We start from the raw sequence: 13071 nt of genomic DNA on the forward strand, positions 1-13071 counted from the left end.
CGTCGGTGCCGGCCGGCCGGCGCTGCCGTTGCACCTATGTCGAAAGCATTTCGAGGCGAATGGATTGGCCTCAAGCAAAAGCGCAGACCAATGAACGAAAATGCTTGTCGTTCTTATTTCGGATTGAAGAATGAAGCGCTTGCTGTTGATTCTGTGGGTTGGACTGTGTTTCATGGGCTCTGCCACCGCGCAGACCCCTGCTGCTGGAGCCGACGAAGGGCCGCGTCAGCTATGGCAGTTGCTGGACTATGTCGCCGTGGACTACGGTGGTGCAGTCGACAAAGGCGCCATCGTCAGCGAGTCGGAATATGCGGAAATGCGCGATTTCACCGCCAATGCGGTGACCCAGGCGCGCAGCCTTCCTGCGCATGCCTCCAAGGACGCGGTAGTCACTGCTGCCACCAAACTGCAGGCGGCCGTTTCCGGCAAGGCAGATAGCGCAGAGGTCGCGCGCCTGGCGCATGAGGCGGAAGCGCTGCTGGTGGCCGCCTATCCCATTCCCGTGGCACCGAAGGCCCTGCCTGACCTCAAGCGAGGCGCGGCTCTGTTCCAGGCGCAATGCGCCTCTTGTCACGGCGCTACAGGCGGTGGCGACGGACCACTTGCAGCCAAAATGGACCCTCCACCCATCGCCTTCACTGACCGGGAGCGTGCTCGATCCCGAAGCATCATGGCGCTGTATCAAGTCGTCTCTCAAGGCGTCGCGGGCACGGCGATGCCGAGTTTTGCGGGGCTGTCCGATGAGGACCGGTGGGCGCTGGCGTTCTTTGCGGGCACGCTTTCTCACGACGTCGGCATGCGCGAACGAGGCGAGCAGTTGTGGAAACGAGATGCCGCAACTCGCAAGGAGTTCGCCGACTTGGCCGCGGTGACCACGGTCACCGAAGTTGCAGCCGCCGCCCGGATCGGGCCTGAGGCAGCCCGAGATGTGACCGCCTTCCTGCGAAGCCAGCCGGCGGCGGCGTCTGCGGCGGGGAATGCCAGCGGGCTGACCCTTTCCCGAACGCGCCTTGACGAGAGCTTGGCTGCAATTCGCAAGGGCGACAAGCCAGCGGCCACGCGGCTGGCGCTCTCCGCCTACCTTGACGGCTTCGAGCCGCTGGAGCCGTCCCTAGGCGCGCGCAACAAGGCGCTTCTGACGGAGGTGGAAAACGGCATGCTGGCCTATCGCTCGGCCATTGCCAATGGCACGCTGGCTCAAGCCGAGGCTGCAGCTCAAAAGCTGGACTACCTCTTTGCCGAGGTGGAAAAGGAACTGGGTGGCGAATCGGCGGCACCGCTCACCACCTTCCTGGGCTCGCTGACGATCTTGCTCAGAGAAGGGCTTGAGGCCCTGCTGATCGTGGTCGGCATGGTGGCCTTCCTGAAGAAGGCCAATCGTCCGGACGTCCTGCGCTACGTGCACGGCGGCTGGATCGTGGCGTTGGCCGCCGGCGGTCTGACTTGGGCGGTGGCAACCTACTTCGTGAACATCAGCGGGGCAAGCCGAGAGGTGACCGAAGGGCTCTCGTCGCTTTTTGCCGCGCTCGTGTTGCTGAGCGTGGGCTTGTGGATGCACCAGAAGAGCGCTGCGGGCCGTTGGCAGGCCTACCTCAAGGAAAAACTGTCCTCGGCCATGTCGAAGCGCTCTGCGTGGGCCTTGTTCGGTCTTTCGTTCATCGCGGTCTACCGCGAGGTCTTCGAAACCGTGCTTTTCTACTCGGCCCTGTCGGCCGATGGGAACCGCGATGCGCTGTTGGGTGGCCTTGGTTTGGGCGTCGCCCTGTTGGCCGTCCTGGCCTGGGTGATGCTCAGGACCAGCGCGCGGATGCCGATCGGGAAGTTTTTCAGCATCAGCTCGATCTTGGTCGCCGTGCTCGCCGTTGTCCTGGCCGGCAAGGGCGTCGCGGGGCTACAGGAAGCTGGCTGGCTGGGTGCCACTCCGATCATGGCGCCCCGGATCGACTTGCTGGGCATGTACCCCTCGGCCGAAACCGTGGTGGCTCAGGTCATCGTTCTGCTGATTGCGGTCTCGGGCTTTGCGATGAACGCATACCGGGGCCGTCGGTTGCAGGCTGCATGACCTTGGGGGCTGGGCGACGGCTGATCTCATGTGCTGGCTTCGCGTCGAGCCGTTTCCGACGCTTCGCGCAAGATTTCACGGCCACCGTTTGCCGCGATGCCAGCCACGAGGACGCCTAGCACCAGGTCCGGGACATTCGATCCGAGCCACATCACCAGCGCTCCGGACAACACGATCGCGCCGTTGACGATGGAGTCGTTGCTCGTGAAGATCGCCGACGCCTTGAAGTTCACGTCTTCCCCGCGATGGCGGCGCAGTAGTCTGAGGCACACCAGGTTCAGCGCTGCGTTGACCGCGGCCATGGCCATCATGGCTGGGCCGACGGGCGCTTCCCCTCCGACGAAGCGGCGCAGGACTTCCAACAGCAGCAGCGCGGCAAGGCCAATGAGCAGGAAGCCCGACAGCCGCGCCGCGCGCACCTTGACCATGGCCGCCCGGCCGACGGCGTACAGGCTGACCGCATAGACCGACGCGTCGGCGAGGTTGTCCAGCCCGGCGCCCATCAGCGCGGTCGAGGCTGCCCACAGGCCAAGGCCGACGCCCGCGGCGGACTGGCCCAGATTGATCAGCAACACGGTCCGCAGAATCTTGCGGTCCACCTCGTTGCGTGCGTCCAAGCCGCCCAGATCATCGTCTTCGTCGCTGCTAGCCATGAGTTATTCCTTCCATGCCACGGGATGCTGAAGCCTATAGCGGCTGGAGAGTCAAGCACCGAGCGGCGAATTTGCGCGGCGCGATCGTTGGGAGTGACCTCTCCAAAGACGTCCAGGATGCATCCGTGCGCGGATTGTCGGCAGGCTTGTGCGACCGAAGTGTTTGACCCACTTGACTCTATTGCTACTAGAGGGTTTTCAATCGCTGTCAAACCCCTTGTAAGGACAATGATGAGCACAAGAGAACTCTCCTTCGTCGAGAATTTCATTCGTTATGGCAGCTATCCACTGATCGTTGGCGCAACGGCTGCGTTGCTCTTCGGCGGGCTTACTGCCGGTTGGCCGTACTTCCCTACGGTGCCGTTCACCGTGGCCGCCGCACTCACTTCCGTGGCCTTGTTGGAGCGGCGGCTGCCCTTTCATGCGGACTGGGGGCAGGATCATCGTGACAGCACGTGCGACGCGATCCATGCGGGTGTCAACCTCGCCGTGCTCCTGGCGGTGCATGGCGTTGTAGCGGCGTTGGCGCCGCTTTGGTCGGCCGGGACATGGTGGCCCGATCAGTGGCCACTCTGGGCACAAGCCGTTGCCGTCGGTGCGGTGCTCGATTTCAGTCTCTACAGCGTCCATTGGCTGAGTCACCGTGCGGCTTGGCTCTGGCGGTTCCACGCGATCCACCACAGCTCGGAACGCCTCTATTGGCTCAACGGGGAGCGCCGGCATCCCTTGCATGCAGCGATGATGGCCGCGCCTGGCTTGATCGCCGTCGTGCTCATGGGCGCGCCGGCATTGGCCACCGGCGCGTGGCTTGGCCTGCTCGCCGTGCACCTGGCCTTCCAGCATTCCAACCTGGATTACCGCGTGGGACCGCTACGGTTCATCGTTGGAGCGGCTGAAGTCCATCGATGGCACCACAAGCGTGAGTACGAAGACGCCCAAGTCAACTACGGTGAGTTCTGGATGGTCTGGGACCACCTGTTCGGCACTTTCCGATTGCCAAAGCACCAACTGGGCGCCAACGAAGTGGGACTCAGGGAGACGGACTTTCCGATGGACTACGGGCAGCAGCTGGTCTATCCCTTCGGTCGCCGCGCAGGGACGGCAGACGCTTCGGCCGGGGACTACGGGCTTGCGCGCGCCGCCTTCCTGCGCGAGACGCGCCTTGCTGCTTCTTGCGAGGCCGCCAACGATCTGAGCGCCGCATGGCGTGCTCACGAGTTGGGCCATATCGTGGCACAGTCCTACCTTGGCCTGCACCTGCGCAGCCACGCCGCGATGCTCGGGCTGGCCTGGAGGACGCGCAACGTTGCGGAGGTCGCGGCACAGGTCGTGCGTCTCGCGCTGGCTCCTGTGGGCCACGCCCTTGGGAGTACCCCGCCTCAGAACGTCGGCACCGGACGCTTTGGCGTGATGGAACACGGCGCATGGCCGCCGGAACTGGACCCGATCACTTTTCAGCGCCGATGACGCCCTCGGGCTTCAGGCAGGCTCGGCCAGGCTGTTGAGAATGCCGCACTCGCGCGAGGTTCGGGCACTGTCGCAGGAGCGCCGCAAATCCATCAGCTCGCGCTCGAGCTCGCGCAACTCCTTCATCTTGGCCCGGACCTGGGCGATGTGGGAATCGACCAGCGCATTCACCTCACCGCAGTCCAGCTCCGGCCGATCCCGGAAGTTCAGCAGCTGACGGATTTCCTCCAGCGTCATGTCCTTGGCCCGGCAACGGCGGATGAACAGCAGGCGTTCAAGGTGCGAGTCGTCGTACAGCCTGAAGTTGCCCTCGCTGCGCGCAGGCTCGGGAAGCAAGCCTTCGGACTCGTAGAAGCGCACGGTCTGTACCAAACAGTCCGCCTTCTTGCCCAATTCACCGATCCGCATCATGGTTGCTCCTCCGGAAAAGCTTGACTCTATACCTACTAGAGGTTGTCCAATGATGGCATTCGGGAAAAAGCCCTGTCAATGAAGCGCGATCTATGAACAAAGAACTTTCCAACTCATGCGGCTGCTCCGGCGGCAATGGTCAACAGACGAGCTGCGCCAGTGAGCAGGTCAGTATCGAAACCACCGTTTTCCACGTGAGCAATATGGATTGCCGCAATGAGGAAGCACTGGTGCGGCGAACGCTGGAGGGCATGCCCGGTGTCGAGCGGCTCCTATTCGATCTTCCGCAGCGTTTGTTGACCATTTCGCACCGCGAGGTCTCAGCCGGTGCCTTGGAGCAAGCGCTGAACTCAGTGGGCATGAAAGCTCAGGCTTTCCGTGATGCCGCCGTGTTGACGACCTACCGCATCGAGAACATGGACTGCCCGAGCGAGGAAAAACTGATTCGCTCGCACCTCGGGGCGGTCGAGGGAATCCAGGACCTGGACTTCGACCTCGCCGAACGCACCCTGTCAGTGAAGCACCTCGCGCAGGCACGCGCGCAGATGGAGCAGGTCCTGGCCTCGATCGGCATGCGCGCCAAGGAGCAGGCCGCCAGCCGCACGGCGCCGACCGAAGCTGCGGTCGCGATCCCATCCCCGGCCTTGCAGCGCCAGCCCTCCGTTCAGACTTCCGCGCCGCCGATGGGCGAGCGCGTGACGTACCGCATCGAGAACATGGATTGCCCGACGGAAGAAGCGCTGATCCGCGACCGGCTGGGCAAGGTGTCGGGCGTGACCGCGCTCGACTTCAACCTGATGCATCGTGTGCTGGGAGTCCAGCACACCCTGACTACCACGGCGCCGATCGAGAAGGCCCTTGCTTCCATCGGCATGCAGGCTGCGCGGCAAGACATGCAGACAGCCACCACGGTACTTCGCATCGCGAAGATGGACTGTCCCACCGAGGAAAGCCTGATCCGCGGCAAGTTAGAAGGCATGTCGGGCGTGCAGGGACTGGAGTTCAACCTGATGCAGCGCACGCTCACGGTTCGGCACACGCCTGACGCGATCAAGCCGGCGGTCCAAGCCATCGAATCGCTGGGCATGGACGCCGAGGTCCAGACGACGGACGAGCCGCGCGATGTCCCAGCGGCCGCGCACAAGACCAATTGGTGGCCGATGGCGGTCTCCGGCGTCACTGCGGTGCTCGCCGAAGGCGTGTACTGGGTCAACGATGGCAACCATTGGGCCGTGATCGCATTGGCACTGGTCTCGATCTTCACTGGCGGCCTCAGCACCTACAAGAAGGGCTGGATCGCGCTGAAGAACCTCAACCTGAACATGAACGCCCTGATGGCCATTGCGGTCACGGGCGGCATGGCCATCGGCCATTGGCCGGAGGCCGCCATGGTCATGTTCCTGTTCGCATTGGCGGAGGTGATCGAGGCGAAGTCGCTGGACCGCGCCCGCAACGCCATCCGTGGGCTGATGGATCTGGCGCCCGAAACCGCGACGGTGCGGCAGGACGATGGTTCATGGACAGAGCTGCCGGCCAAGGAGGTCGCGAAGGGCGCGGTGGTCCGCGTGCGTCCTGGCGAGCGCATCGCACTGGACGGCCTGATCACCTCGGGTCGATCCGCCATCAACCAGGCGCCCATCACCGGCGAGAGCCTGCCGGTCGAGAAGGCCGAAGGTGACCAGGTCTTCGCCGGAACCATCAATGAGACCGGCTCTTTCGAGTACAGAGTGACCGCGGGCGCCAGCGACTCGACGCTCGCGCGCATCATCCATGCCGTGGAGTCCGCGCAAGGCAGTCGCGCGCCCACGCAGCGCTTCGTCGACCAGTTTGCCCGCGTCTACACGCCGGCCGTGTTCGCGGTGTCCGTGCTGGTCGCCGTCGTTCCGCCGCTCGCCTTCGGCGGTGCCTGGTTCGACTGGGTCTACAAGGCGCTGGTACTGCTGGTGATCGCCTGCCCCTGCGCTCTGGTCATCTCCACGCCAGTCACCATCGTCAGCGGCTTGGCCGCTGCCGCCAGGCGCGGCATCCTGATCAAGGGCGGCGTCTACCTGGAGGGCGGGCGCAAGCTCAAGGCACTTGCATTGGACAAGACCGGGACGCTCACCCACGGCAAGCCCGAGCAGACGGATTTCGTGCCGCTGATCGGCGACGCGCAGGAAGTTGCCGCATGGGCGGCAAGCCTCGCGGCGCGCTCGGACCATCCCGTATCTCAGGCCGTTGCCCGCAAGGCGAGCCGGGACGGCATCACGCTGCACGAGGTCGACGACTTCGCGGCGTTGCCAGGGCGCGGCGTGCGCGGCCGTGTCGCCGGGCGTATGTTGCACATGGGCAACCACAGGCTCGCCCAGGAACTGGGCCTGAGCGAAGCGGCGCTCCAAGCTCGGCTGGAGACCCTGGAGCGCCAAGGCAAGACAGCGATCCTGCTGATGGACGATACGACCGTGCTCGGCATTTTCGCAGTGGCCGACACCGTGAAGGAAACCAGCCGTGAGGCGGTGGCCGACCTGCAGGCGCTGGGCGTGCGCACGCTGATGCTGACGGGGGACAACCAGCACACGGCCGCGGCCATCGCCGCCCAGGTCGGAATCTCTGAAGCCCGGGGTGACCAGTTGCCCGAGGACAAGCTCAAGACCATCGAGAGCTTGGCCGGCGGTCAAGGCCAAGTCGGCATGGTGGGAGACGGCATCAATGATTCGCCGGCACTCGCCCGCGCAGACATCGGCTTCGCCATGGGCGCGGCCGGCACCGACACGGCCATCGAAACAGCTGACGTTGCCCTGATGGACGATGATCTGCGCAAGATCCCTGCCTTCATCCGACTGTCGCGCAGCACCGCGGCGATCCTCACACAGAACATCGTTCTGGCGCTGGGCATCAAGGCGGTGTTCGTTGCGTTGACGTTCACAGGGCATGCCACCATGTGGATGGCTGTGTTCGCCGACATGGGGGCGAGTCTTTTGGTTGTCTTCAATGGCTTGCGCCTCCTGAAGCTCAAGGCGTCATGAGCAATGGATGAACCATCTCTTCGCAAGACACAGTGGTACTCACTCGCGATCGTTGTACTTGCCGGCGATCAGGCAGCCAAGAGCTACATTGACGCGACAACTTCCTTGGGCTGGTCGCACGAGGTGGCGTCCTTCTTCAACCTGGTTCATGTTCTCAATCCCGGCGCGGCGTTCAGCTTCCTTGCTGGCGCGGGTGGCTGGCAGCGATGGTTTTTCCTGGCGATCGCGTTTGCAATATCGGCGTGGCTTGCATGGCTGCTCTCCCGGCCGCTGCGCAAATCGGAAGGCCTTTCGTACAGCCTCATCCTGGGCGGCGCCTTGGGCAACGCGTTCGACCGCGCCGTGCGCGGGCACGTTATCGACTACATCGACTTCCACCTGCGCGGCTGGCACTGGCCCGCCTTCAACCTCGCTGACGTGGCCATCATGGGCGGAGTGATCGTGCTGGTGGCACGGTCGCTCATGAGCGTCGAGAATCGCGCCACCGCAAAAGAGTCCCGGTGAACGGTGGCGTACGCAATGGACAAGGTCCGGGACATTGGTCTGAAGAGAGGGCCACGGCATCCGCGCTGTCGCAGCGGGGGCCTCGATGCCTTTGGGCCGCCTGCTTCCCCGCCACCTGCGCATCAGGACTGATCTCGTGCATCGATGTGCCTGCCCGAGTTCAACCCGGGCACCGGCCGCGTCGGCGCTCTCGCGCCCTCGGAATAGCCCGCAGAGCTGGACCGGGTGTTGCTCGCGAGCCGCGAAGCTTGACCGGCAAGCTTTCGATCACGCACGAGACGGCCGTGCTCAAGCGGCTGAAGTTCGCCGCCAAGTCCGAAGCCTTCAGCGCCGAACAGAAGAGCCTGGTGCACTCGGCGCATCTGAACGGCCACGAGCCGCAGGCATATCTGAAGGACGTGCTCGAGCGACTACCGACTCAGCCGGCAAGCCGCATCAGGAGCTGCTGCCGCACCGCTGGCAGGCATCAGACCCCGCAGCTTGAGCAGCCCCGCTGCATCTGCACCGGCGGGCACTTGACCGAGCCATACGAACAGAACACGCAGCAGTCCCCGGCCTTCGGGCGCAGCATCGTCTTGCACTGCTCGCACTCGTAGAAGAACTGGCAGGCATCGGTGGGCATGTGCTCACGCTTGGCGTGCCCGCACTGGGGGCAGGTCAGGACGGAGTCCAGCACAGGAGCGATCGCGTCTGTCACTTGCGCACCGTCGAGGGGAAGCCCGCATCGGTCGTAGCCTTGACCAGTGCCGCGGCGGTGGTCTTGTCGGCGTCGAACGTGACCGTGGCCGTCTTCTTCTCGAAGTCGATCCGCGCATGGCTCACACCGGACACGTGCTCCAGCGACTTCTTGACGGTGACGGGGCACAGGTTGCAGGTCATGTTCTGCACGTCAAGCACAGTGGTCTGCGGCGCGGCCGCCAGCGCGGCGAACGGCATCAAGGCGACCAACAGGGTGGCAAACGAGTTGCGCATGGGGGGTCCTTCAGAGAAAGTACGGCGCCAGCCAGGGCACCGACAACAAGGCCAGAAGCGCGAGCGCCACGATCCAGAAAGTCCATCGCTGACGCCTGAGCACGATCGGCTTGGCACACGTCGCGCCCGGCTCACAGACCTGCGGCTGCAAGTACAGGCGACGGAACGCCAAGCTGAGGAACAGCAGCGTCGCGCCGATGAGCCAGGGCCGCAGAGGCTCCAGCGCCGTGAGATTGGCGACCCAGGCGCCGCCGATGCCGAGCATCAGCAGCACGAGCGGACCGACGCAGCAGACCGAAGCGCCGATGGCAGCCAGCACACCGGCGAAGAGGGAGCCCTTGACGTTGAACGTTGCCATCAGTGGGTGAACTTGTTTATTGGCAGGTAGTCTAGAGTCCGTACCATGGTACGGAGTCAAGAGGAATTGCGATGGCTGAATTGACCATAGGGCGTCTGGCTGCCGAGGCTGGAGTGAACGTCGAGACGATCCGCTACTACCAGCGACGCGGATTGATGACGGAGCCGGACAAGCCGACCAACGGGCAGCGGCGTTACGCTGGCGACGCGGTCAGGCGTGTGCGCTTCATCAAGCGGGCGCAGGTGCTGGGCTTCACGCTGGAAGAGATCGGCGGCCTGCTGGAACTCGATGAAGCGCACGCCTGTGCCGAGACTCGCGAACTCGCCGCGCACAAGTTGGAGGTCATCGAAAGCAAGCTGGCCGACCTGAAGGCGATGCGCAAGGCATTGGCTGCTCTGCTGCGTGAGTGCGATACGGGCGCAGCAACGGGCGCCTGCCCGATCATCCACGCGTTGGCAGCGGATTGACGCCACATCAAGGCGTGATCACCGGACATGTATGTCCAACAGGTACAAATCGGCACTAGGCGCGATGTGTCTGCCTTTTTAAGTCCCCGCAGTGGAGCCGTTGCTGACCTCCGAGGAGGTGGTCGGTTCTTCTACTGTGGCCTCCGTAAGAACTGCCATCAGGTCAGTCTGCTCCAACACGTGTGCGCGGAGTGCACCGCGCTTTGAAGCGGGTCGGTCGTAGCTGCAAATATCGACGACCAGCAGGTAGAGCGTCTTGCCTCCGAAATTGACGAACGGAACCATCACATCACTGCTTGCAAAGGGAAACTGCAGATCCTCAGGACAGGTGCGATAGATCACAAGATATCCGACCAACTGGTTGAAGTCTCGCGCATACGTCATGAGTTGATTGACGCCATGCTTGATGTACCGAGTGCCCCGCGAGGATGCGTCACCATCGAATATCTTCGCGTCAAGAACCAGATCGGGGGAAACAAGATCGGCCTCGCCGGAGGCCGACTGGGGTTCGATGTGGAAGTCCAGACCTTGATCGAACAGGTAGGCGTAGAGGTGCTTGGCCAGTGCGCGTTCGCCTTCGGCAGCGAGCGCGCAGGCAGTCTCCCGCTCAAACCATTCCACCTTGCGTTTGTATTTGATCAGCAAGGAAAGAACGGCAGCTTGCTGATCGAGCGATTCATCCAGATGTTCGTAGAACGGCTCAAGGAAGTACTCGCGGAAACCGTCCAACATCTCATCCGTCTTCCCGGAGCGTGCTAGAACGCGCCCAATCATGATCTCCGGTCCAATGCCTCCCCCAAGGGGCTGCTGAGTGCAATGCTCGATCACGCGATAGACAAAAGCCGATGCCTCGCCTTCGTGAGAAAAGATCGGAATGCTTCCGTGCGTCAAAGCTTCCAAGTCCTCAACGTGGGCTGGAGCTTCGGCCTTTTGCCGCGCGAGAACCCCCGCAAGGAGCGGTTGCGCATGAAGGTAGTTCCAGAACTGGACGAGCGAGCTGTGAAAAACTTTCGCGTCGCAAGAGTTCAGCCGACGGATTCGCTTCTGGAGTTGGAACCGTTGCTGCTGAAGGTACTGGGAATCCATAGTCAGAGTGTGATCCTGATGGTTTTATTGAGCGTTGCGACCGTCCGTTCCAGATCGGCGATCGCTGATGCCACCTGCTTGCGCACTTTCCGGCACTCGTTCATATGATTGTCTAGCTGAATGTTCGCCTTACAGCCGCGGCAAATCAAGACATCTCGAAGCCGGGCATCGCGGTAGAAGATCTTGGCCGCGAAACTGCATCGAGGACATTCGACGTCGAATGACGCGCGGTCAATATCGATCATGGCTACTCCGGTGCATAGGTAGATATCTTCAGTCTTCGACGTTTGCTGTCATTCTCGAACTCTGCAATCTGCCTAGCTGCTCCCCCGGGTCTGGACAGCAAGGCAACGCGACTTGGGCTAAATATTTAGCCGAGGGTGCCGTGCTTGACTTCAGACAAGCATAGTAGCGTTCACTGCAAACTGCGTTTCAGCGCAGGCCAGTGGTACGTTTGACCAACTCCTGGGAGAAAGCTTGTTGATTGCCGCCGAAAATTGACCCTGCTAACGCAGTAATTTCCGTCTAAGACTGACCCACGTAAAACCCTACCCTGCTCATTTTTAAAGCAGGGGATCCTAGGAGTGATAGACGTGGCGACATTGAGTGTCATCAGACGCTGGGCCCTGCGCGAGCAGATGTCCATTCGCGAGATAGCTAGGCGTACGGGCCTGTCTCGCAACACCGTAAAGAAGTACCTGCGAGCCGGCGATGAAGAGCCGCGCTACGCCAAGCGGACGAGTTCAAGCAAGCTCGATCCCTATGCCGAGAAGCTCGCGACCTGGCTCGCGATCGAGGCAACCAAATCGCGCAAACAGCGGCGCAATCTGCGGCAGATCCACACACCCAACCTAAAAAGGAGAACACCAAGCACTTATCCACACCGTGAAGCCTTCAGGCTCACAAAGCGGGTGGGTCAGTATTCAGTGGAAATCCGGGGTCAGAGGTCGGCGGAATTCAACAGAGCACCACTTGGCCGTCCACCCGGATTTCGGGAACTTCGCCAATGTCGATGAACCTTCCGCCAAGCCAGATGTGGGTGGGCGGGAAGAACGAGAGCTGGCGGGTATGTTTGTAGGCCTCCTCAAGGGAGGTGGGAGCGACTGTGCCCAAGTAGCGGAAGAGCCTGTAGTTCTGCAGGTCATCCAGCGCCGTGCTGGCCAAGTCCTCGGGTGACTGTGTCTCGAAGAGCGTGGTGCCCGTCTCGTCGTCACGGTAGTGGACCAACCCCCGCCATAGGTCTCTGGCAGCGAGATACCAGCCATCGTCGCATTCAGCGTACTCGGAGGTCAGGGAAAGCTCTTCCGCGTCCTTGACGTCCATTGCGAACACAAAGCCTTGGGCGAAGGCCTTCTGTGATTCGGCCGATGCGGGCTTGCGCATGGCGGCCCGATCCAGAAGATCCTTCAGCGAGTCGGGAAGCGGTCTGCTGCGACTGACGTTGGCTGTCTGCTCGATGCACACGGTCACATGCTTCCAGTGCTCGTAGCCGTGCTGCCTGGCGATAGCATCCAGCGCGACGGCAAGCGATGTGCCCGTGGCTTTACGAAGCGTCTTGGCCAGACGCTTGAGTTTTTCGGCGGCAGTCGCCGTGGTGGAGATGAATTCCATCGTGCGTTCCTTCATGTTGCCGCGGATGTACCCGGTGCTCACTGCCGCGCTCCGCGAAACATGGGAAGCTCAGAAGAAGGTCTTCACGTCGTCCCGGCGAACCGGGTGGGCCATGGTGAGCAGCTGGCGTCGACGAACGCACGGAGAAATTCTATCGCACTGGGCGCGGCCAAATGCGGAAAGTGGTTGCGATCAAGCAGGGTCGGGCGAGGAAATCGGCTCGGACTTGCCATCGACCCACCCCGATGGGTGCGCCTCGGGTAGAACGTGTTCGCCAGAAAGCGGGGGATTCATCAATACATCGATCAATGTGAACCAGCTGAACTAGCCGGACTAAGACGGCGACCGCGTCTTGATCGCCGTGCGAGGGGCCCCGCGGGATTTCGGCGCAAAGCGTGGTGGGGGTACAAAAGGGGGTACAAAAGTTTTTTTGAATTGGCAGAAACCAGTATTCATGCGGGGCACAGCCCATCTT

13 protein-coding genes and 2 pseudogenes are annotated in these 13071 nt (G+C 62.5%); 7 read left to right on the plus strand and 8 right to left on the minus strand.

Annotated elements, in window-relative coordinates; translation table 11 throughout:
- Positions 1-130: 130 nt before the first annotated feature.
- Positions 131-2062 (plus strand): cytochrome c/FTR1 family iron permease, encoded by a 1932-nt coding sequence (locus GFK26_RS19295; protein ID WP_153283390.1) that lies wholly within the window; start codon positions 131-133, stop codon positions 2060-2062.
- A 26-nt stretch (positions 2063-2088) separates the two neighbouring features.
- Here the strand turns inward: GFK26_RS19295 and GFK26_RS19300 are convergent, their stop codons facing one another.
- Positions 2089-2715, minus strand: coding sequence for a cation transporter (locus GFK26_RS19300; RefSeq protein WP_153283391.1), 627 nt, complete (start codon positions 2713-2715; stop codon positions 2089-2091).
- Positions 2716-2946: 231 nt separating this feature from the next.
- Between GFK26_RS19300 and GFK26_RS19305 the strand changes: the two genes are divergently transcribed.
- On the plus strand, positions 2947-4182 hold the full coding sequence (locus tag GFK26_RS19305) for a sterol desaturase family protein (RefSeq protein ID WP_153283392.1): 1236 nt from the start codon (positions 2947-2949) through the stop codon (positions 4180-4182).
- A gap of 12 nt (positions 4183-4194) precedes the next feature.
- On the opposite strand, the gene cadR is transcribed toward GFK26_RS19305, so the two are convergent.
- A complete protein-coding gene (gene cadR / locus GFK26_RS19310) occupies positions 4195-4593 on the minus strand; it encodes a Cd(II)/Pb(II)-responsive transcriptional regulator (RefSeq protein WP_153283393.1) in 399 nt (132 codons plus the stop codon).
- A gap of 92 nt (positions 4594-4685) precedes the next feature.
- On the opposite strand from cadR, the gene GFK26_RS19315 reads away from it, so the two are divergent.
- The 3 genes and pseudogenes from GFK26_RS19315 to GFK26_RS19325 all read left to right on the plus strand — a co-directional run.
- On the plus strand, positions 4686-7598 hold the full coding sequence (locus GFK26_RS19315) for a heavy metal translocating P-type ATPase (RefSeq protein WP_153283394.1): 2913 nt from the start codon (positions 4686-4688) through the stop codon (positions 7596-7598).
- A 3-nt stretch (positions 7599-7601) separates the two neighbouring features.
- The gene (lspA, locus tag GFK26_RS19320) at positions 7602-8102 is read left to right on the plus strand and encodes a signal peptidase II (protein WP_153283395.1); all 501 of its coding nucleotides are present in this window, start codon (positions 7602-7604) and stop codon (positions 8100-8102) included.
- A 341-nt stretch (positions 8103-8443) separates the two neighbouring features.
- Positions 8444-8586: pseudogene (locus tag GFK26_RS19325) on the plus strand (transposase domain-containing protein); the annotation flags it as partial.
- On the opposite strand, the gene GFK26_RS34325 reads toward GFK26_RS19325, so the two are convergent.
- From GFK26_RS34325 to GFK26_RS19340, 3 genes are read right to left on the minus strand one after another with little or no spacing between them, the layout of a single operon-like run.
- The gene (locus GFK26_RS34325; RefSeq protein ID WP_153286017.1) at positions 8569-8787 is read right to left on the minus strand and encodes a GDCCVxC domain-containing (seleno)protein; all 219 of its coding nucleotides are present in this window, start codon (positions 8785-8787) and stop codon (positions 8569-8571) included. The pseudogene GFK26_RS19325 and the gene GFK26_RS34325 overlap by 18 nt on opposite strands.
- A gap of 8 nt (positions 8788-8795) precedes the next feature.
- Positions 8796-9074 carry a mercury resistance system periplasmic binding protein MerP gene (merP, locus tag GFK26_RS19335; RefSeq protein ID WP_153283396.1) on the minus strand — a complete coding sequence of 93 codons (279 nt, stop codon included), beginning with the start codon at positions 9072-9074 and terminating at the stop codon, positions 8796-8798.
- A 10-nt stretch (positions 9075-9084) separates the two neighbouring features.
- Positions 9085-9432 (minus strand): mercuric transporter MerT family protein, encoded by a 348-nt coding sequence (locus GFK26_RS19340; protein ID WP_153283397.1) that lies wholly within the window; start codon positions 9430-9432, stop codon positions 9085-9087.
- A 71-nt stretch (positions 9433-9503) separates the two neighbouring features.
- Between GFK26_RS19340 and merR the strand changes: the two genes are divergently transcribed.
- Positions 9504-9899 carry an Hg(II)-responsive transcriptional regulator gene (gene merR / locus GFK26_RS19345; RefSeq protein ID WP_153283398.1) on the plus strand — a complete coding sequence of 132 codons (396 nt, stop codon included), beginning with the start codon at positions 9504-9506 and terminating at the stop codon, positions 9897-9899.
- A gap of 78 nt (positions 9900-9977) precedes the next feature.
- Here merR and GFK26_RS19350 read toward each other — a convergent pair whose 3' ends face one another.
- Positions 9978-10985, minus strand: coding sequence for a hypothetical protein (locus tag GFK26_RS19350; RefSeq protein ID WP_194273909.1), 1008 nt, complete (start codon positions 10983-10985; stop codon positions 9978-9980).
- Positions 10986-10987: 2 nt separating this feature from the next.
- Positions 10988-11230 (minus strand): hypothetical protein, encoded by a 243-nt coding sequence (locus tag GFK26_RS19355; RefSeq protein ID WP_153283399.1) that lies wholly within the window; start codon positions 11228-11230, stop codon positions 10988-10990.
- A 339-nt stretch (positions 11231-11569) separates the two neighbouring features.
- Between GFK26_RS19355 and GFK26_RS19360 the strand changes: the two are divergent.
- A pseudogene (locus GFK26_RS19360) lies at positions 11570-11828 on the plus strand (helix-turn-helix domain-containing protein); the annotation flags it as partial.
- A 114-nt stretch (positions 11829-11942) separates the two neighbouring features.
- On the opposite strand, the gene GFK26_RS19365 reads toward GFK26_RS19360, so the two are convergent.
- Positions 11943-12596, minus strand: a complete 654-nt coding sequence (locus GFK26_RS19365) for a hypothetical protein (RefSeq protein ID WP_153283400.1) — start codon at positions 12594-12596, stop codon at positions 11943-11945.
- Positions 12597-13071 lie beyond the last annotated feature (475 nt).

Origin of the sequence: Variovorax paradoxus, assembly GCF_009498455.1 — a bacterium.
Lineage (GTDB): Bacteria > Pseudomonadota > Gammaproteobacteria > Burkholderiales > Burkholderiaceae_C > Variovorax > Variovorax paradoxus_H.